The sequence below is a fragment of the Micromonospora sp. CNZ285 genome (genome assembly GCF_004637285.1).
Genome location: NZ_SPQD01000001.1, coordinates 3,725,365 through 3,744,511, shown reverse-complemented (window position 1 = coordinate 3,744,511; position 19,147 = coordinate 3,725,365). Strand labels below are relative to the sequence as shown.

Below are 19,147 nucleotides of genomic sequence, written 5' to 3'. Positions count from 1 at the left end.
CGGGGTGGGTCCGCCGGTGCGGGGCGGGCCGGCGGGCCCGCCCTTCCACGGTTCGATCTCGATGGTGAGAGGCAGGTCTTGTCATGCGCGTCTTCCTCCGGCGGGTCCGAGGTCGCCGGCGGTCGGTCCTCGGATCGACCTGCTACCGCTCGTCGGCCTACCGTCCGTTGCGCCCCTGGCAGGTGCGCGAGCGGAGCTTCCGACCGACCCCGCTGGGACGGCGCGGGCTCGACCCGCAGGAGGTGCGGGAGTTCCTCGACCGCGTCGCCGGTGACCTGGCCGCTGTCTACGACGCGCTGGCGCAGAGCCGCCGGGAGACGGACCGAATCAAGAACGCGCTGCGCCGCTGGCAGTCGGAGCAGGCCCGGGCGCGCAACGAACGGGGGTACGACAGGTGACCGAGCGCTGGGTGATCCACCTGCCGGTCGTCGTCAACGACCTGCTCTCCGCTCAGCGGCTGGCCCGGGTGGTGGCGCACTGGACCCACGTCCTGCCACAGACCGAGCCCGGCGGCACCACTGTCTCGGCGGAGGACGACCAGAACGTCCGGCACTGGGTGTTCTGCGACCGGTTGCTGCCCGGTGGGCAGCGGTGTCTGCTCCGGCCCGGACACGACGGTGAGTGCTCCCGGCGGTTCCGGCCGCGATGAGCGCCCGGCGGGGTCAGCGCCGTCCAGGGGCCTCGGAGACCACTGTCGGGGAGAACTCGTTCGCCGCCTCGACCGCCCACTCCAGCGCGAAGTCCGCCTCCTCCTCCCAGCCCGGTTCGCCGCCGACGAAGTGCGACCGGCCGGGGAACTCCCGGTAGCCGGTGAGCGCCGTGGAACTCCGGTAGAGGTTGGCGATGCTGGTAGCAAGCGACGCGGGCACCACGTGGTCCTCGCCGCCCGCGGTGATCAGCAGCGGGGCGCGGTCGCTGCGCTTCTTGTCGATCTCGGTGGCCGAGTTCGGGTCCAGGTTGGCGAACGCGGCCTCGAACAGCACGTGCCCGGCGCCCGGTACGGCGTAGCGCTCCCAGGCCGCGTCGGACTGCTCCTGGCTGATGGTGTTGCCGAAGGCGTACCGGAAGTCCTCCGGGGTGAACGGCACGGCGCGGTGCCGGTTGGCCGGGTTGTGCAGGATGGAGTACCCGGAGCGCAGCGTGCTGGGCGGCAGCTTGAGCACGCCCCGTACCGGTGCCGGGTGCACGGCGACCACCGCCGCGCCGAGGTGGCGGTCCGCCAGCAACTGGGCGATCAGGCCGCCGAACGAGTGGCCCATGATGATCGGCGGGCGCGGCAGGTCCCTGATGATCGCCTCGTAGTGGTCGGCGATGTCGGCGATGCGCTGCGCGGCGATCGGCGCCGGGTCGGCCCGCAGTTCCTCCACCTCGCGGTCCATGCCGGGCCAGGCGGGCGTGAGCACCTGGAAGCCGCGCGCGGCGTACCGCTGCGCCCAGTGCTCCCAGCTCCGCGAGGTCATCCAGAGCCCGTGGATGAGCACGATCGTGTCGACCCGTCCCGTCGGTGCGCTCATGTCTAGTCTCCCCGTTCCGCCGCTGGACGGCCCGCGCGTACCCGGACTGGGCGCCGGCAATCCTGTCTGATCGAACGGACGGGAAACGGGCGGGTGACCCGGATGATCAGCGTCCTGAGTCGACTGTCAGGATGACGGCATGACGGTCAGACTTGCCGACAGGGTCGCCCTGGTGACGGGCGGGAGCCGGGGAATCGGCGCCGCCGTCGTGCGCCGGCTGGCCGAGGACGGCATCCACGTCGCGTTCACCTACCGCACCGCGGAGGACAGCGCGAAGTCCGTGGTGGCCGAGATCGAGGCGTACGGGCGGACCGGCCTGGCGATCAACGCGGACAGCACCGACGCGACGGCCGTGGTCGGCGCCGTGGAGCGGACCGTCGCCGAGTTGGGGCGGTTGGACATCCTGGTCAACAACGCCGGGGTGTTCGCGGGTGGGCCGATCGAGTCGGTCAGCCTCGACGCCCTGGACCGGGCGATCGCGGTGAACGTGCGCGGGGTCTACCTCGCCACCCAGGCGGCGGTACGCCACATGGGTGCGGGTGGGCGGATCGTCAACATCGGCAGCAGCTTCGCCAGCCGTGTCCCGGCTCCCGGGGTGAGCGCGTACGCGATGACCAAGAGCGCCGTGAACGGGCTGACCCGGGCGCTCGCCCGCGAACTCGGTCCGCGTGGGATCACCGTCAACCTGATCCTGCCCGGCTCGACCGACACCGACATGAACCCGGCGGACAGCGCGGGCGCGGACGGGCAGCGGTCGCACATCGCCCTCGGCCGGTACGCCGATCCGGACGACGTGGCGGCGACTGTCAGTCACCTGGTGGGCGTCGGCGGACGGCACATCACCGGCGCGTCGATCGCGGTCGACGGCGGCGCGACGGCCTGAGCGGCTCCCGAGCGCCCGGCGTCGGCGGTGTGACCGCCTGACAAATGTCACGGCCGGAAGGTGACTGCCGCTCCGGGGAAGCGGACACCGTGGGCCGGAGCATCGTGGGCATGACCGAACCCGCACCGGCCGTGGACTTGGCCGGACTCACCAAGACCTTCGGCCCGGTGACCGCCGTCGACGGGCTCGACCTGCGGATCGCCCCCGGCGAGGTGGTGGCGTTCCTCGGCCCCAACGGCGCCGGCAAGACCACCACCGTCGACATGCTGCTCGGCCTGGCCCGCCCGGACGCCGGCACGGTCCGCCTGTTCGGCGGCGACCCGGCGGACGCCGTCCGGCTCGGCCGGGTCGCCGCCGTGATGCAGACCGGCGGCCTGCTCAAGGACCTCACCGTCGCCGAGACGGTACGGATGACCGCGCACTTCTACGGCCACACCCGGCCGGTGACCGAGGTGCTGGAGCGCGCCGGCATCGCCGGGATCGCCGACCGGGCGGTGGGCAAGTGCTCGGGCGGTCAGCAGCAGCGCCTGCGGTTCGCGCTCGCGTTGCTGCCCGACCCGGACCTGATGGTGCTGGACGAGCCGACCACCGGCATGGACGTCGAGGGCCGGCGCGACTTCTGGCAGGCGATCCGGGCCGACGCCCGCTCCGGCCGGACCGTCCTGTTCGCCACCCACTACCTGGACGAGGCCGACGCGTACGCGGACCGGATCGTGCTGATCCGCCAGGGCCGCGTGGTCGCCGACGGCACCACCGCCGAGATCAAGAACCTGGCCGCCGGCCGGGTCGTGCGGGCCACGCTGCCCGGCGCCGACCAGGCCGCGCTCGCCGCGCTGCCGGGCGTCCGGTCGGTCGAGGTACGCGGCGACGTGGTGCTCGTGCACAGCGAGGACTCCGACGTGGTGGCCCGGCACCTGCTGACCTGCACCGGCGCCCGGGACCTGGAGATCACCTCACGCAACCTCGAGGACGCGTTCCTCACCCTGACCGCCTCCGCCTGAACCGACCCTCGGGGAGTCCTGCCATGACCGCCACGACCTCGTCCACCACCGGCACCCGCGCGGCCGACCGCCGCCCGCCCGCGCTCGGCGGTTTCTGCGCGCCGGTACTCGGCATCGAGATACGCCGGGTGCTGCGCAACCGTCGTACCCTGCTGTTCATCCTGGTCATGCCGGCCGTGTTCTTCCTGCTGTTCGGGCTGCCCACGCGCGGGGAGAAGCTGGACAACGGGCTGCCGGTCACCGGCTGGATCATGATCAGCCTGGCCGTGTACGCGGCCATGGTCGCTACCACCAGCGCCGGCGCGGCCGTCGCCACCGAACGCGCGCTGGGCTGGAGCCGGCAACTGCGGCTCACTCCGCTGCGGCCCGCCGCGTACGTGGCGACGAAGGTGGCCACCGCGATGGTGCTCGGCCTGCTCGGCGTCCTCGTCGAGTTCGCCGTCGGCGCCGCATCGGGGGTCCGGCTGCCGGCGCACGTCTGGGTGGAGTCCGGCCTGACCGCCTGGATCGGCGCGCTCGTGTTCGCCGCGTTCGGGCTGTTCGTCGGCTACCTCGCCCCGGCCGAGAACGTCATGCAGTTCATGGGCCCGGCACTGGCGATCCTGGCCATGCTGGGCGGCCTGTTCGTCCCGCTGGAGTTGCTGCCCGACGTGATGCAGCAGATCGCCACGTTCACCCCGGTGTACGGGGTCGGTCAGCTCGCCCGCGCGCCGCTGACCGGCACCGGGGTTGACTGGGCGGCGGTGGCGAACGTGACCGCCTGGACCGTGTTCTTCGGCCTCGGCGCGGCCCGGCTGTTCCGCCGGGACACCACACGCGTCTGAGCGAGGTCTAGCGTGATCGGCGTGACGTCACCGCCCGTACCGGCCCGGCCGGTGAACCGCCACTGGCGGTTCACCGGCTGGCTGCTGGCGGCGGTCTGGCTGTTCTTCCTCAACATCCCGTTCACCACCGCACTGCACCAGCCGCAGGTGTGGCGGCGGCTGATCGGGATCGGCTCGCTCGTCGCGTTCGCCGTGGCGTACGTGCTGATCTTCGAGTGGTCGCGGGCCCGCCGGCAGCGCCACCAGCCGGTACCGCCCGGCCGGGCCCGGCTGCTGATCGCCGTGCTGCTCGCACTCGGACTCGCCGGGATCCCCGGCACCGGCGGCGACTGGCTGACCACACTGGTCTTCGTGGCGGCAGCCGCGGTGTTCCTGCTGCCGTCGGTGGAGGCGCTGGTCGTGGTGGTGCTGGCCGCGGCGGCGCCGCCGGTGACCGCGCGTCTGGTGCCCGGCTGGGAGCACGAGAGCACGCTGGTCTTCGCGGTGCTGCTCGCCTCGTTCGCGATGTTCGGGGTGAGCCGGCTGGCCCAGCGCAACGGCGAACTCCAGGCCGCCCAGCAGGAGATCCGACGGCTGGCGGTGGCCGAGGAACGCGCCCGCGCCGCCCGGGACCTGCACGACATCCTCGGGCACTCGCTCACAGTGGTGGCGGTCAAGGCCGAGCTGGCCGGGCGGCTGATGGAGCTGGACCCGGCCCGCGCCGCCGCCGAGATCGCCGACGTGGAGCGGCTGGCCCGGGAGGCGTTGGCGGACGTGCGGGGCACCGTCGGGGCGTACCGCGGGGTGGATCTGGCCTCCGAACTGGCCGGCGCCCGGTCGGCGCTCGCCGCCGCGGGCGTCGTCGCGGAGCTGCCGGAGTCGGTGCCGCCGCTGCCGGCGGACCGCGACGAGTTGTTCGGCTGGGCGGTCCGCGAGGGGGTGACGAACGTGGTGCGGCACAGCGGCGCCCGGCGGTGCGTCATCCGGGTGGAGCCGTCGGCGGTGGAGGTACGCGACGACGGCCGGGGTCCGGCGGACCAGCGGGGTACGGCCGGACACGGGCTGGCCGGGCTGCGGGAGCGGGCCCGGCGGCTGGACGCGACGGTGACGGTGGCGCGGCCGGACGACGGGCGTGGTTTCCTGCTCCGGGTGACGGTGCCCGGGGCGGTTGCGGACGGAGGGGCGCACCTGTGACCGAGCCGATCAGGCTGCTGCTCGCCGACGACCAGGCGCTGGTCCGGGGCGCGCTGGCCGCGCTGCTGTCGCTGGAGCCGGACCTCACAGTGGTGGCCGAGGTGAGCCGCGGCGACGAGGTGGTGCCGGAGGCGCTGCGCACCGGCCCGGACGTGGCGCTGCTCGACGTGGAGATGCCGGGCCTGGACGGGGTGGCCGCGACCGCCGCGCTGCGGGCCGCGCTGCCGTCCTGCCGGGTGCTCGTGGTGACCACGTTCGGGCGTCCCGGCTACCTGCGCCGGGCGATGGAGGCGGGCGCGAACGGCTTCGTGGTCAAGGACACCCCGGCCCGGCAGCTCGCCGACGCGGTCCGCCGGGTGCACGCCGGGCTGCGGGTGGTCGACCCGGCGCTCGCCGCCGAGACGCTCGCCACCGGGCCGAGTCCGCTCACCGAGCGGGAGACCGAGGTGCTGCGTACGGCGCGCGGCGGCGGCACGGTGGCCGAGCTGGCGGCGACGTTGCACCTGTCCGAGGGGACCGTCCGCAATCATCTCTCCGCCGCGATCGGCAAGACCGGCGCCCGCAACCGGGCCGACGCGGTGCGGGTGGCGGAGGCGAACGGCTGGCTGCTGGGCTGAGCCCGGTCAGGGCAGGCGGTCCACCACCACGAAGGCGGTGCCCGGCTCGACCTCGGTCAGCAGCAGGCGCTGGGCGCTGCGGGTCAGCCGGATGCAGCCGTTCGTGACGTTCTTGCCGAGCGTGTCGTCGTTGTACCAGCTGTGCAGTCCGATGTGGGCCCCGCGCAGCCCGGTCGGCACCGCGCCCGGGTCGTCGGGGATCGCGCCGAGGGCGAAGATGTCGACGCCGCCGTAGACGGCCTCCGGGGGCGGGGTGCGGCCCAGCACGAACGTACGGCCCAGCGGGGTGAGCTGCCCGGACATGCCGAGGCTGACCGGCCAGGTGCGCATCGCCCGCCCGTCCCGGCTCCAGGTGAGGCGGTGGGTGCGCCGCTCCACCACGATCTGGTCGCGCAGCACCACGGTGGTCCAGCCACCCGACGGCAGCCAGGCGATGGTGCGGTTCGCCGACGGCAGCAGCACCGCCGTCCAGCCGGAGCGACGGTCGACGATCGGCACCGTCAGCCGTACGCCGCTGATGGTCGGCGCGAGGAACGCCAGCGGACGGCCGCCCGGTGCGTCGTAGGCGGCCACGTTCCGGTTCGGGCGCAACCCCTCGCTCAGCGGGCGGGTGTCGGCCGGGTCCGGGTCGGGCGGGAAGCCGCGCGGCGCCGGGTCGTAGGTGACCACCGGCAGGTCGTCCGGTGCCGGCGCGGCGGGCGGCACCGACTCCACCGGCGACGGGCTCGGCGCGGCGGTCGTGGCCGGGGGCGCGGCGGCGGGCGGCGCCGCCTGGCGCGCGGGCGTGGCGGTGAGCGCGCGGCCGACCAGCAGCGCGGTGACGAGCAGCAGCGGTACGGCGAGCGCGGCGATCAGCCAGCCGGGAGGCCGGCGCGTGGTGAACCGGTCGAACAGCACGAAAACGACTGTAACCGACCGGAAGCCCCCGTACCCGGTACTACGGGTACGGGGGCTCCGCGGCCGGGTGGCTCAGCTCAGCTTCGCGCCGATGTGGATGGCGATCCCGTCGTGCGCGGGGACGTTCGCGGCGAACCAGCCGGACGAGTCCACGGTGATCACCGGACCGCTGCACGAGCCGTTGCCGAACGTGCCGTGGATGACGTCGCAGTAGCGGCCCGCCGGCAGCCCGGTGTAGTACGACCGGCCGTTCACCGCGCTGTCCTCGTCGTTGATCGTCAGGTAGCCCTTGCCGGTACGGCTGAACGCGATGTGCTGGTAGCCGTTGTCGTACCAGTTGGAGACGCCGGCGCCCTCGGTGGCGTTGCGGAAGCCGACCATGTTGGCGATGACCGGCCAGCGGTGCTCGCACTCCCAGCCCGAGTAGCAGGTGACGTTGGTGATCCGGTTGCTGCCGTCGGCGGGCGGGCCCTGGTCCCGGCCGCTGTAGGTGAAGCTCGACATCACCGCCGGGGTGCCGTACGGCCAGGCGAGCATGAACGCGTTCGCCAGCGCGTACGTGCCCCGGTTGCGGTAGGTCAGCACGCCGCCCTCGCGCTGGGTGTCGTGGTTGTCGGTGAAGACCACCGCCTTCGCGCTCGACAGGTAGCCCCAGGACTCGCCGAAGGTCTTCAGGTACGCGAGCCGCTCGTTGGTGAACATCCGGGCCAGGTCCTTGCCGTACCGGAACTCGTGCACGTCGCCGTTGCCGGTGTACTCGGTCGGCTGGATCGGCTCGCCGGCGCCGTAGATGACCTCCTGCACCAGGTACGCGCTGCGGGACAGCTTGGCCTTGATCGCGGCGATGTCGGCGGCCGGCATGTGCTTGCTGCCGTCGAGGCGGAAGCCGTCGACGCCGAGCGAGAGCAGGTCGTTGAGGTACGCGGCCAGCCGGCCGCGCACGTACTCCGACTCGGTCTTGAGGTCGGCGAGGTTGACCAGCTCGCAGTTCTGCACCTCGTACCGGTCGTTGTAGTTGGCGATGTCGTTGTTGCCGTTGCGGCCGCAGTAGTGGAAGTCCTGCGCCGAGTAGACGCCCGGGTAGTTGTAGTGCCCGTACGACGAGCCGGCCCAGCCGGTGCCGCCGTTCTCCTGCCCGGACATGTGGTTGACCACCGCGTCGACGATCACCTTGACGCCTGCGGCGTGACACGTGTTCACCATGGACTGGAACTGCGCGCGGGTGCCCTTGCGGGACTCGATCCGGTAGCTGACCGGCTGGTACGACACCCACCACTGGTTGCTGTTGACGTGCTCCTGCGGCGGGGACACCTGCACGTAGCCGTAGCCCTTCGGGCCCAGCGTGCTGGTGCACTCGGCGGCCACCGAGGTCCAGTTCCACTCGAAGAGCTGGACGATGACCTTCTTGGCGCCGGGGGTGGCGGCGGCGGCCGGGGGTGCCGCCGCGGTGAGGGGGACGAGCAGGCTCGCGGCCAGACTCAGGGCGAGCGCGGCGGCGCGGCATCGGCGTCGATGCATCAGGACTCCTGCGGGGTGCGGGGGATGCGGGGGAGTGGAGCCTGTTTCAGTGCTGGCTTCTTGCAAGTCAACCTGAAATTTTGCGGCAAGGTTACGAGCCTGTTGCAAAGTCTGTCAACGCATGGGCATCCGTCGTTGCGTCAGGCGCTACACGCGCGTCCGGGCTGGACGGTTCGAGAATCCGGCCGAGAAATTCGCCACCGGAGGTGATCCGTCCGCGCCGTCCCTCCGTACCTGAGTGGGGAGCAGGGTCGGCCGGTGGGGGCGCCGCCGCGAGACGATCGAGGAGCAGATGGCCCGGGCACAGCAGAACGAGAAGGCGACGACCGTCCGGACCACCAGCACCAGCCGTGGTGCCCGGACGATGTCGAAGTCCGCGATGGTGGCACTGACCGCCTCCGCGCTCGGCCTCGCATGGGCGGGTGTGGAGCTGGCCGGTGCCGGCGGCGTCATGTACTCGTACGGATTCTTCTTCACCGAGTTCTTCGCCGGGGTGGTCGCCCTGGTCTCGCTCAGCATCACAGTGATGCTGGGCCTGCTCGCCACCGACCGCCTGGTGCTGCTCATCCGGCACCGCGTGCTGCTCCAGTCGGCGCACCGGGCCACCGGCGTGCTCGGCGTGGCGGGGCTGGTCTTCCACGTCATCACCAAGGTCGCGATCGGCCGGGCCGGGCCGACCGACGCCGTGGTGCCGTTCCTCAGCGGCAGCGGCCTCTACGTCGGACTGGGGACCGTCGCCGCGCTGCTGATGGTGGGCGTGCTCTGGACCGGCATCATCCGGGTCCGGTTCGCCGGGGTCGGCCCGAAGTGGTTCTGGCGCGCGCTGCACTCGATGGCGTACGTGTCCTGGCCGTTCGCGCTCGTGCACGGCCTCAACGCCGGCCGTCCGGCCGCCGCCTGGGTGGTGCTGAGCTACCTCGCCTGCGTGGTGCTCGTGGTGATGGCGCTGCTGGTGCGCGTCTCGGTCCACCTCGGCAAGCGCAGCCGCGAGCAGCACCAGGCGGTCGCGCTCAACAAGGCGATGGCCGGCAAGGGCGAGGAGCGTACCGGCGTGTTCGCCGCGCTCACCCGCAAGAAGGCCGCCGACAAGGAGGACAAGGGCGCCGGCCGGGGCCGCTGGGCCGAGGCGACCGCCACCTGGACCGCACCGGCCGGCACCGCCCGGCGGCGCGATCCGGAGCGGTTCGCCGTACCCGTGGTGCCGGAACCCGGATCGCTGCGCGAGCCGGTCCGCGCGGCCGCCGCCCGGCGGCGCGACGAGGAGCGCGAGCCCGTCGTCCGCGCCCGGGACGAGGAGACGGCGCCGGCCCGCCGAACCGACGGCGAGCGGCCCCGCCGCCGTCGCCGCGACGACGAGGAACGCGTGACCCGCCGCTCCCGGACCGGGGAGCGGGTGAGCCGCCGGTCCCGCGACGACGAAGACCTGGTCGCCCGGTACTCGGCGCCGCCGGAGAGCGGCGGCCGGCACTCGGCGCCGCCGGACACCGGCGGCCGCCACTCCGCACCCCCGGACAGCAGCCGGTACGCCACGGCGGCCGAGGTGGCCCGCTACTCCGCGCCGCCGCGCGCGATTGACGAGCCGGAGGAGCCGTGGGACAGCCCACGCCGCTGGGAGACCCGCCCGGTCTCCGGTGAGCCGATCTCGGCCGGCCCCATCTCCGGCACCCCGGTCACGGCAGAACCGCTCAGCGGATCCGGCCGCCGCTACCGGGACGAGGAGGAGGTGCCGGAGGAGCCGGACTACTGGCGCCCGCCGGCCCGCTACGCCGCCGACGAGGCGTTCGTCGACGACACCCCGACGCTCGTCGACCTCGCCTCCCGCCGGGCGATGCGCGCGGGCAAGGAGAGCCGGTCCAGCCGCCGCAAGCGGGCCGACGCGGACGCGGTCGACGGCGCGTACTGGGCCGGGCTGCGGGGTGAGGCCCGGTGAAGCGCACGACGGTCCCGCCGGTCGCCTGTGTCGGCGAACCCCGCCTGACCGCCGGGTTCGCCGAGTTCGGCCGGCTCGACCTGCTGGCCCACGAGGAGGTGCACGGCCCGATCGGCCCGATGGAACCGGCGGCGCTGCTGCGGCTCGCCGAGGCCATCGACCTCAAGGGCAAGGGCGGCGCGGGCTTCCCGTTCGCCCGCAAGCTGCGCGCGGTGCTGGAGTCCTGCGAGCGGCAGGACCTCGGTGCCGTGGTGGTCGTCAACGCCACCGAGGGCGAACCGGCGAGCTGGAAGGACAAGGTGCTGCTCACCCGCGCCCCGCACCTCATCCTCGACGGCGCCGCGCTCGCCGCGTTCGCGCTCGACGCCGAGGAGATCGTGATCGGAGTGGCCGACGACGACGTGGGCCGGCCCTCGCTGACCGAGGCGCTGCAGGAACGGCGGATGCCGGTGCCCACCACGATCGTCACCGTGCCGCACCGGTTCATCTCCGGTGAGGGCGGCGCGCTGGTCAACGGCATCAACGGACTGCCGCACATCCCGCCCGGCACGAAGAAGCGGTCCAGCGACTCCGGCGTCGGCGGGCTGCCCACGCTGCTGTCCAACGCCGAGACGTACTCCCAGCTCGCCGTCGCCGCCCGGATCGGCCCGTACGAGTACGCCGCGCTCGGCACCGACGACGAGCCGGGCACCGTGCTGCTCACCGTCACCGGGTCGGCGAAGCGCCCCGCCGTGGTGGAGTGCGCCGCCGGCACCCCGCTGCGCGAGATCCTCGACCTGTGCGAGGTGCCGCCCGGCCCGGGCATCCTGATGGGCGGCTACCACGGCAAGTGGATCACCGCGGCGGCCGCCGAGCGGGCCGAGGTGTCCCGCAAGGGGCTCACCGCCGTGGGCGGCACGCTCGGCGCCGGCATCATCGTGCCGCTCGGCGCCGACACCTGCCCGCTCGGCGAGGCCGCGCAGGTGGTGCGGTACCTGGCGGGCGAGTCCGCGGGGCAGTGCGGCCCGTGCAAGATGGGCCTGCCCGACCTGGCCCGCTCGGTCGACCTCGCGGTCTCCGGCAGCGCACCGGTCGAGCTGGTCCGCGCCGCGGCCGGCGACGTCAAGGGACGCGGCGCGTGCAGCCACCCGGACGGCACCGCCCGGTTCGCACTGTCCGCCATGGAGGTGTTCGCCGACGACCTGCGGCTGCACGCCACCGGCGAGGGCTGCGGCAAGCGGGTCAAGGGCATGATGGGCCTGCCCGGCGCGCCCGACGGCAACCCGCAGAAGCTCACCCTGGACTGGTCGCGCTGCGACGGGCACGGGCTGTGCGCGCACGTGGTGCCGGACTTCATCCGGCTCGACGGCAACGGGTACCCGGCGTTCCCACCCACCCCGGTGCCGACGTGGCTGCGCGAGGGCGCGCTCAAGGCGGTAAAGGTCTGTCCCGAACTCGCGCTCCGCCTGGTCCGGGCCGAGTAGAACCCAGGAGCCGCCGATGCGTACCGCCGTTCGTGTGACAGCCGCCGCCGTCCTGGCCGCCACGCTCGCCGCCACGACCGCCTGCGCCGCCGGGCCCGAGCCCGGCACCCGCGCCGGAGCGGTCGCGCCGGCGCCCCCGGCCGCCGCGTCCCCGTCCGGGTCGACGTCCGGGCCGGCGTCCGCGTCACCGGCCGCGGTGCCGGCCGCGCTGTCGTTCACCGGCAAGACCCTCGACGGTACGGCGTTCGACGCCGCCGCCCTGGCCGGGCGGCCGGTCGTGCTCTGGTTCTGGGCGCCCTGGTGCGCCACCTGCGCCAGCCAGGCGTGGACGGTGGCCGAGATCGCCCCCACCTACCGCGACACCGTCCCCATCGTCGGCGTCGCCGGGCTGGGCGAGCAGAAGGCCATGAAGTCGTTCGTCACCGAGTTCGACCTGGGCGGCACGACACAGATCGACGACCGGGCGGGCGCGCTGTGGCGCCGGTTCAAGGTGGCCGAGCAGAGCACGTTCGTCGTCCTGGACCGCACCGGCCGGGTCGTCCACCAGGGATTCCTGGACGGCGAGGCACTGACCCGGCAGGTCGAGACGCTGGCCCGGGGATGACCGGCGCGCTGCTGCTCGCGCTGACCGCGGGCATGCTCGGCGCGGTCAACCCGTGCGGCTTCGCGATGCTGCCCGCGTACCTGTCACTGCTCGTCGCCGGCCCCGGCGGCGGGCGCGGCGCGGTCGGCCGCGCGCTCACCGCGACGGCCGGGCTCACCCTCGGGTACGTGCTGGTGTTCGGCGCGTTCGGGCTGGCCCTGGCACCGGCGGCGGACTGGCTGCGGCCCCGGCTGCCGTGGCTGACGGTGACGCTCGGCGTGCTGCTGGCGCTGGCCGGATGCTGGCTGCTCGCCGGCCGGAAGCTGCCCGCACCGCGCCCGCTGCGCGTCGCGCCCCGGCTCACCCGCACCTGGCCGTCCATGGCGCTGTTCGGCGCGGCGTACGCGCTGACGTCGCTGACCTGCGCGATCGCGCCGTTCCTGGCGATCGTGGTGACAAGCCTGCGGGCCGGGTCGCCGCTGCGCGGGCTGGCGCTGTTCGGGGCGTACGCGCTGGGGATGGCGCTCGTGGTCGGCGTGGCCGCGCTCGCCGTGGCGCTGCTGCGCGGCCGGGTCGTGGCGCGGCTGCGCGGTGCGGGCGCGTGGGTGCCCCGGCTGAGCGGCCTGGTGCTGCTGGTAGCGGGCGGTTACGTCGCCTGGTACGGCTGGTACGAGGTACGTCTCGCCCAGGGCCGCTACGACGCCTTCACCGACCCGATCATCCGCACCGCCGCCCGCATCCAGCAGTCCGTGGTGAGCGCCGTCGACACCCTGGGCCCCGCCCTCCTAGCCGCGCTGCTCCTAGCCGCCCTCGCCGTCTCCCGCGCCCGCCCCCGCCCCCGCGCCCACCCTCGCTCCCGCTCCCTCTCCCGCGATCTTGCAGTTGGTGCCCGGGCAGAAGGGGTGAAGCGGACTGCCGGCGGGCCGGAAGTGCAAGATCGCGGGGGAGCGGCGGGCGAGGCGGGGACGGCGGGGGAGCGGGTCAGCGCGGGGTGAGGCGGTTGGTGCCGAGCTTGTCGCGGAGGACCTCCGGGACCACCACCGAGCCGTCGGGCTGCTGGTGCTGCTCCAGGATGGCCGGGAACAGGCGGCTGGTGGCCAGCGCCGAACCGTTGAGCGTGTGCACGAAACGGGTCTGCTTCGCGCCCGGCTCGCGGTAGCGGATCGCCGCCCGGCGGGCCTGGTAGTCGCCGGCCCAGGAGACCGACGACACCTCCTTGTACTTGCCGGTGCTCGGCATCCACACCTCGACGTCGAGCGTCTTCTTCATCGAGGCGCTCGCGTCACCGGCGGCGAGCAGGCTGGTCTGGAAGTGCAGACCGAGCTTGCCGACCAGGCCTTCGACGTGCCCGACCATCGCCTCCAGCGCCTCGCCCGCCTGCTCCGGCAGCGTGAACTGGAAGATTTCCACCTTGTTGAACTGGTGGCCGCGTACGGTGCCGCGCTCGTCGGAGTGCGAACCGGCCGCCTCACGCCGATAGCACGGCGTGTACGCGAACGCCTTCAACGGCAGCTTCGGCGTCTCCAGGATCTCGTCCTGGTACGCGCCGAGGATCGCCGTCTCCGCCGTGGGCAGCAGGAACTGGCCGCGCGAGGACGACTGCTTGTCGATGTGGTAGACGTCGTCGTGGAACTTCGGGAACTGCCCGGCGGCGAAACCGGCGCTGTCCAGCAGCAGGTGCGGCGGGAGCAGGAACTCGTAGCCGGCCTGGATGTTCTGCTCGATCAGCCAGTTCACCAGCGCCCACTCGAGCCGGGCGCCCAGACCGGTGTACATCCAGAAGCCCGAGCCGCCGAGCTTGACGCCCCGCTCGTGGTCGACCAGGCCGAGCGCGCGGCTCAGCTCCACGTGGTCGCGTACCTTCTCGATGGCCGGCGCCTCGCCGAACGTGCGCACCACCCGGTTGGCCTCCTTGCCGCCGGGGACCACGTCGTCGGCGGGCAGGTTCGGCAGCTCGCTCATCGCCGAGCGGAGCCGGGACTGCACCTCGTCGAGCTGGGACTCCAGCTCCGCGAGCTGCTTGCGCTCGGCCTCCGGGGCGACCGGCTGCGGCGTGCCGCCGGACCGTTTCGCCTCCGCGTACGCGCGCGCCTCGGCCTTGCGGCGCTGCCGCTCGGCGTCGATCTCCGTGATCAGGGCGCGTCGTTCCTGGTCGAGCCGCTGGATGTCGTCCAGCGCCCGGGTGACCTCGGCGGGATCCAGACGCTTCGCCAGCGCGGTCGCCACCGCCTCGCGATCCTTCCGGATCAACTCCATGTCGAGCATGCTGCTCGTACGCCTCCGTCCAGGCAGTCAGGTGGGACCTCCAGATGCTACCGTCGCGTCCCCGCCGCCCCGGCCCGGCCCGCGCAGCCCGCCGCCGCGAGGCCCTTTCTGGTGACGGTGCCTGGTGGCGATGCCGTCGGCAGGCGGTGCTCACGTTGCGTGATGGTGCTCCGGTGTCCGCGCCGCCCCGCTGCGGCTCGCCGGTTCGCTGACCTGGTCAATCTCGCGGATCCGCTCTCCGGCGCACATGCCCCTCCGGCGACTTTGCTCTGCAGCCACCGACGCGGCGTTAGACGGAGCGTCAGCGTCGCGCCGATGGCTGCAGAGCAAAGTGCGCGAGGGGTGAAGCACCCGGGAGGGCGGCGACGTCACGCACGGTCACGGATGGCTGCCGCGGAGCGCTGCCGGCGCCGGCAGCGGCGCGCGGAACGTCAGAGGCGTACCGGCATCAGGACCGAGAAGGCGTGCGCGTCGTCGGGCCGCCGCACGGCCAGCGGGGCGATCGGGCCGTCCAGTTCCAGGACGAGCTGGCCGTCGCCGGACCCCAGGGCGTCCAGCAGGTACTCCCGGTTGACCGCCACGCGAAGCGCATCCGCAGCGTCGCCCACGCCGTTCGGATCGACCAGGCGCAGCTCGCCCCGGCCGTCCAGGCCGAGCGCCACCACCTCGTGCTCGACGCCCTCGTGCGCGCGGTGACAGACCGGGACGCCGTCGGCGGTGAGCGCCGCGCGCAGCGCCGCGCCGTCGAACGGGATCCGGTACGCGGGTACGTCGCCGAGCTGCGCCCGCAGCAGCCGCCGGTAGTCCGGGAAGTCGAACGGCAGCGGCACCGAGGTCAGCGGCCGGCCCGCCACCGTGACGGTCACCCGGCCGGTGGCGACGACTACCTCGGCGGAATCGGCGCCGTCGAGGTCCAGCAGCGCCCGCAGCTCGTCGACGGCGGCCACCGGCAGCAGCGCGCTCACCGGCGGGCCGTCGACGGTGCCCCCGACCCGGCACACGGCGAGCCGGTGCCGGTCGGTGGCGACCAGCCGGACACCGTCCGGCTCGACCTCCACCAGCACGCCGGACAGCACCGGCAGGCCGGGGTCGGCGCCGACGGCGAAGCGTACGGCGTCCACGGCGGCGGCGAGGTCGGTGCGGGACAGCACGAGGCGGGTGGTCACGATGGTCTCCTCCGGGTCGATCAGGCTACGGATCCGGGAGAGTTCGCGACGCGCGTCGGCCAGGCCGTCCTCCAGGCGGCGCAGGTGCGCGTCCAGCAGCCGGTGCACCTCGGCCGGACGGTGCCGGTTCCGCAGCGCCTCGGCGATGCCGGCCAGCGGCATCCCGACCCGGCGCAGCCCGGCCACCAGCCGGGCCGGGTCCACCTGCTCCTCGGTGTACCAGCGGTAGCCGGTCACCGGGTCCACCCGGGCCGGGGCCAGCACCCCGGAACGGTCGTAGAACCGCAGCGCGCTGACCGTCAACCCGCTGGCCCGGGCCAGTTCGCCGATGCTGCGAAGCTCGCTCTCCACGGCCGTCATCCTGTGACCTCAAGCAGGTCGAGGGTCAACCTCACGCCGGCAGCGTGCGGAACGTGATGCCGGCGTTTACCAGCCGGTCCAGCAGCGCGTCACCCATCGCGGCGACCGGCGTGACCTGCCCGGCGGTCTCCGGCAGGTCGTCGAAGGCCAGGCAGAGCGCCGACTCGGCGAGCATCTTGGCCGTCTCGTCGTACCCCGGGTCGCCGCCGGCCACCTCGGTCACCACCCGCCGGCCGCCGCCGGTGCCCACGAACCGCACCCGGAACCACGACTTCGCCCGCTGCTCGGCGGTCGGGCCCTGCCCGGAGGCGAGCCGCCCGAGCAGCCACCGCCGCGTCGGCGCCACCTTCACCAGCCCCACCACACCGGCCAGCCCGACGCCGGCGACGAGCACCGTGGGCAGCCGCTTCATCGCGGCGAAGTGCCGGTAGCGGAAGTCCGGGCCGTACTCCGGGCGGGCCGCCGCGGACCGGCGGACCACCTGCGGGTCGATGGTGGGCAGCGGCACCGCCCACTGGCCGAACTCGCGTACCCGGCCGACCTTGCCCGGCACCGCGCGGACCCGGCGTCCGTCCGGGCCGGGCTCCATCGCCCGGCGGGCCCGCGCCGCGCGGCTCATCTCACCGGTACGGGAGAACGCGGTGAGCGCCGAGTGATACGTCCCGGCGGAGAACCGGCCACCGGCCCGGACGTAGCCGTCCACGGCGATCGGCACGTCCGCGGGCAGTTGCTTGACTGTGTACCAGACGCCCAGGTCGTGCGGGATCGAGTCGAAGCCGCAGGCGTGCACCAGCCGTGCCCCGGTGCGCACCGCCTCGGCGTGGTGCCGCACGTACATCAGGTCCACGAACTCCGGCTCACCGGTGATGTCGAGGTAGTCGGTGCCGGCCGCGGCGCACGCGGCCACCAGCGGCTCACCGTGGTGCACGTACGGGCCGACGGTCGTGGCTACCACCCGGGCGCTCTCCGCCACCGCCCGCAGCGACGCCGGGTCGGTCACGTCGGCGGTGAGCAGCGGCAGCTCGGCCAGGACCGGGTCGACCGCGGCCAGCCGGTCCCGTACCGCTGCCAGCTTGTCCGGGTTACGCCCGGCGAGTGCCCAGCGCAGCCGGTCCGGCGCGTGCCGGGCCAGGTAGTCGGCGGTCAGCCCGCCGGTGAAGCCGGTGGCGCCGAACAGGACGAGGTCGTACGGACGGTCTGCGCGCATCCGCCGAGTGTGCCATCCACGGCGCTCACCTTCACGGCGTGAAGACCACCCGGACGCAGCCGTCGGCCCGGTCCCGGAACAACGCGTACCCCTCGGCGCCGCGCTCCAGCGGCATCCGGTGCGTGGCCAGGTGCTCGGTGACCAGCTCGTCGCGGGCCATCCGGTCCAGCAGCGCCGGGATCGCGGCACTGCCCCGGCGCCGGGCGGCGCGGACGGCGAGCCCCTTGTCGGCGAACGCGCCGAGCGGGAACCGGTCCACGAATCCGGGCCGGGCGCCGAGCACCACCACCACGCCGCCCTTGCGGCAGGCGTGCACCGCCTCGCGCAGCGCCGCACCGCCGTCCGGCTCGGCGATCGGCCACCGGCCCGGCACGGCCGGCACCCCGGAGGCGTCGACGCACACGTCCGGTCCCCGGCCGCCACTGCGTTCGCGCAGCTCGGCGAGCACGTCCACGTACCTGTGGTTGAGCGCCTCCACGCCGTCGTGCCCGGTGACCATCCGCAGCCGGTCGTCCCGGTCGTCGACCACCACCACCCGGTCCGCGCCCCGGGCCACCGCCGCGTCTGCGGTGAGCTGGCCGACCGCGCCCGCGCCCCACACCGCCACCACGTCGCCGGGGGCGACCTCGCCCAGTTCGGCGCCGTACCAGCCGGCCGGCGCGGCGTCGGCGGCGAACACCGCCCGGTCGTCGCTCACCGACTCCGGCACGGCGAACGCGCCCACGTCGGCGTACGGCACCCGCACGTACTCGGCGTGGCCACCGGCGAAGCCGCCCAGCCGGGCCGGGCGGCCGTACCCGCCGGCGGGCGGCTGCCCCCACTCCGGCTCGGCCGCCACGCCGCTCGTGCCGTTGTCGCAGCACGCCGGCAGCCCTTGCCGGCAGAACCAGCACGCCCCGCAGGCCACCGCCGTGCCCACCACCACCCGGTCGGCGACCCGGTGCCGGCGTACCTCCGGACCGACCTCGACCACGTCGCCGAGGAACTCGCGTCCGAGCACCTCCCCGGCGGACGCCTCGGGCACCTGCCCACCGAGAAGCGGCAGGTCGGCGCCGCAGGTCGTGCTGCGCCGGACCCGGACGATCATGTCCTGGGCGTTGCGCAGCTCCGGGTCCGGGACGCGGCGCACCTCGACGAGGCCGGCTCCGGCCCAGCAGAGCGCCCTCACGTCGCGGTCCCCGGCCGGTCCAGCGGCGAACGGTCCGCCCGCAGCACCTCGCCGGTCTCCAGGAGTTGCTTGGTCTGCCGCAGCACGTGGCGCAGGAACCGGCCCGGGTCGTCGCCGACCAGGTGCGCGGCGAACCCCGGGAGCGTGCACTCCCCGCCCAGCGGGCGGACCGCCAGCTCCGTGCCGCGCCCGCCCGGTGCCGGTCGGGCCCACAGCTCGACCGCGCCGTCGAGGCGGCGCAGCGGCTCGGGCCACCGCCCGGCCGGGAGCACCTGCTCGGGCGCCCCGGCGATGGTCACCACCTGCCACCGGCCCGGCCGAGTGTCGGCGCCGGACCGCCGCGCCCGGCGGCGGGCCAGCACCCGTACGCCCGCCGGAGCCAGCACCCGTGCCCCCGCCAGCGCCAGCGCGCCCGCCGCGAGCCGTCCGCTCCGCGCCACCTGACCTCCCGCCGTCCCGGGCGGCCGCCACCCGGCCGCCGCCCCGCGTGCCTACAGGGTGCGCGGCGCCCGGGTGAGCGGGGTTCGCCCGGAAGGGGTGAACCGGCGCGGTGCGGGTAACCGCTGCCCGCACCGACG

General features: G+C 74.3%; 19 protein-coding genes. 11 read left to right on the top strand and 8 right to left on the bottom strand.

Translation table 11 applies throughout. From position 1 onward, the window contains the following. The first annotated feature begins 83 nt into the window (after window positions 1–83). On the top strand, window positions 84–398 hold the full coding sequence (locus CLT75_RS16840) for a DivIVA domain-containing protein (RefSeq protein WP_135241494.1): 315 nt from the start codon (window positions 84–86) through the stop codon (window positions 396–398). Beyond that, window positions 395–649 carry a hypothetical protein gene (locus tag CLT75_RS16835; RefSeq protein ID WP_013287870.1) on the top strand — a complete coding sequence of 85 codons (255 nt, stop codon included), beginning with the start codon at window positions 395–397 and terminating at the stop codon, window positions 647–649. The genes CLT75_RS16840 and CLT75_RS16835 overlap by 4 nt, the downstream gene beginning before the upstream one ends. Before the next feature lie 13 nt (window positions 650–662). Here CLT75_RS16835 and CLT75_RS16830 read toward each other — a convergent pair whose 3' ends face one another. Beyond that, window positions 663–1,514: an alpha/beta fold hydrolase gene (locus CLT75_RS16830; RefSeq protein WP_135241493.1), complete on the bottom strand. Its 852-nt coding sequence runs from the start codon at window positions 1,512–1,514 to the stop codon at window positions 663–665. Window positions 1,515–1,653: 139 nt separating this feature from the next. Between CLT75_RS16830 and CLT75_RS16825 the strand changes: the two genes are divergently transcribed. The 5 genes from CLT75_RS16825 to CLT75_RS16805 all read left to right on the top strand — a co-directional run bounded on the left by CLT75_RS16825 (window position 1,654) and on the right by CLT75_RS16805 (window position 6,012). After that, window positions 1,654–2,397, top strand: coding sequence for an SDR family oxidoreductase (locus CLT75_RS16825; RefSeq protein WP_135241492.1), 744 nt, complete (start codon window positions 1,654–1,656; stop codon window positions 2,395–2,397). Between the two features lie 110 nt (window positions 2,398–2,507). Further along, window positions 2,508–3,398, top strand: coding sequence for an ABC transporter ATP-binding protein (locus CLT75_RS16820; protein WP_135241491.1), 891 nt, complete (start codon window positions 2,508–2,510; stop codon window positions 3,396–3,398). Window positions 3,399–3,421: 23 nt separating this feature from the next. Beyond that, window positions 3,422–4,222, top strand: a complete 801-nt coding sequence (locus CLT75_RS16815; RefSeq protein ID WP_135241490.1) for an ABC transporter permease — start codon at window positions 3,422–3,424, stop codon at window positions 4,220–4,222. A gap of 21 nt (window positions 4,223–4,243) precedes the next feature. Continuing rightward, window positions 4,244–5,395 (top strand): histidine kinase, encoded by a 1,152-nt coding sequence (locus tag CLT75_RS16810; RefSeq protein ID WP_135241489.1) that lies wholly within the window; start codon window positions 4,244–4,246, stop codon window positions 5,393–5,395. Next, window positions 5,392–6,012, top strand: a complete 621-nt coding sequence (locus tag CLT75_RS16805; RefSeq protein WP_043329150.1) for a response regulator transcription factor — start codon at window positions 5,392–5,394, stop codon at window positions 6,010–6,012. Before CLT75_RS16810 ends, CLT75_RS16805 begins: the two co-directional genes overlap by 4 nt. 6 nt (window positions 6,013–6,018) lie before the next feature. Here the strand turns inward: CLT75_RS16805 and CLT75_RS16800 are convergent, their stop codons facing one another. After that, a complete protein-coding gene (locus CLT75_RS16800) occupies window positions 6,019–6,909 on the bottom strand; it encodes a L,D-transpeptidase (protein WP_135241488.1) in 891 nt (296 codons plus the stop codon). A 72-nt stretch (window positions 6,910–6,981) separates the two neighbouring features. After that, the gene (locus CLT75_RS16795) at window positions 6,982–8,427 is read right to left on the bottom strand and encodes an alpha-amylase (RefSeq protein ID WP_135241487.1); all 1,446 of its coding nucleotides are present in this window, start codon (window positions 8,425–8,427) and stop codon (window positions 6,982–6,984) included. Window positions 8,428–8,665: 238 nt separating this feature from the next. Here CLT75_RS16795 and CLT75_RS16790 point away from each other — a divergent pair, with 238 nt between their 5' ends. Genes CLT75_RS16790 through CLT75_RS16775 form a run of 4 tightly spaced genes read left to right on the top strand, consistent with a single transcriptional unit; the run spans window position 8,666 to window position 13,398 of the window. Continuing rightward, window positions 8,666–10,357: a ferric reductase-like transmembrane domain-containing protein gene (locus CLT75_RS16790; protein WP_486485202.1), complete on the top strand. Its 1,692-nt coding sequence runs from the start codon at window positions 8,666–8,668 to the stop codon at window positions 10,355–10,357. Then, window positions 10,354–11,820 carry an NADH-quinone oxidoreductase subunit NuoF family protein gene (locus CLT75_RS16785; protein ID WP_120568599.1) on the top strand — a complete coding sequence of 489 codons (1,467 nt, stop codon included), beginning with the start codon at window positions 10,354–10,356 and terminating at the stop codon, window positions 11,818–11,820. Before CLT75_RS16790 ends, CLT75_RS16785 begins: the two co-directional genes overlap by 4 nt. A 16-nt stretch (window positions 11,821–11,836) precedes the next feature. Next, window positions 11,837–12,424 (top strand): redoxin family protein, encoded by a 588-nt coding sequence (locus CLT75_RS16780; RefSeq protein ID WP_135241486.1) that lies wholly within the window; start codon window positions 11,837–11,839, stop codon window positions 12,422–12,424. Continuing rightward, complete coding sequence (locus tag CLT75_RS16775) at window positions 12,421–13,398, top strand: sulfite exporter TauE/SafE family protein (protein WP_135241485.1); 978 nt, start codon at window positions 12,421–12,423, stop codon at window positions 13,396–13,398. Before CLT75_RS16780 ends, CLT75_RS16775 begins: the two co-directional genes overlap by 4 nt. Here the strand turns inward: CLT75_RS16775 and serS are convergent. The 5 genes from serS to CLT75_RS16750 all read right to left on the bottom strand — a co-directional run bounded on the left by serS (window position 13,385) and on the right by CLT75_RS16750 (window position 19,009). Next, the gene (gene serS / locus CLT75_RS16770) at window positions 13,385–14,668 is read right to left on the bottom strand and encodes a serine--tRNA ligase (protein WP_135241484.1); all 1,284 of its coding nucleotides are present in this window, start codon (window positions 14,666–14,668) and stop codon (window positions 13,385–13,387) included. The two genes, CLT75_RS16775 and serS, sit on opposite strands and share 14 nt — an antisense overlap. 431 nt (window positions 14,669–15,099) lie before the next feature. Beyond that, window positions 15,100–16,194, bottom strand: coding sequence for a DNA polymerase III subunit beta family protein (locus CLT75_RS16765; protein ID WP_135241483.1), 1,095 nt, complete (start codon window positions 16,192–16,194; stop codon window positions 15,100–15,102). 31 nt (window positions 16,195–16,225) lie between these two features. After that, window positions 16,226–17,401 (bottom strand): saccharopine dehydrogenase NADP-binding domain-containing protein, encoded by a 1,176-nt coding sequence (locus CLT75_RS16760; RefSeq protein ID WP_135241482.1) that lies wholly within the window; start codon window positions 17,399–17,401, stop codon window positions 16,226–16,228. A 31-nt stretch (window positions 17,402–17,432) separates the two neighbouring features. Beyond that, window positions 17,433–18,569: an alcohol dehydrogenase catalytic domain-containing protein gene (locus tag CLT75_RS16755; protein WP_135241481.1), complete on the bottom strand. Its 1,137-nt coding sequence runs from the start codon at window positions 18,567–18,569 to the stop codon at window positions 17,433–17,435. After that, on the bottom strand, window positions 18,566–19,009 hold the full coding sequence (locus CLT75_RS16750; protein ID WP_135241480.1) for a hypothetical protein: 444 nt from the start codon (window positions 19,007–19,009) through the stop codon (window positions 18,566–18,568). Before CLT75_RS16750 ends, CLT75_RS16755 begins: the two co-directional genes overlap by 4 nt. Window positions 19,010–19,147: the final 138 nt, after the last annotated feature.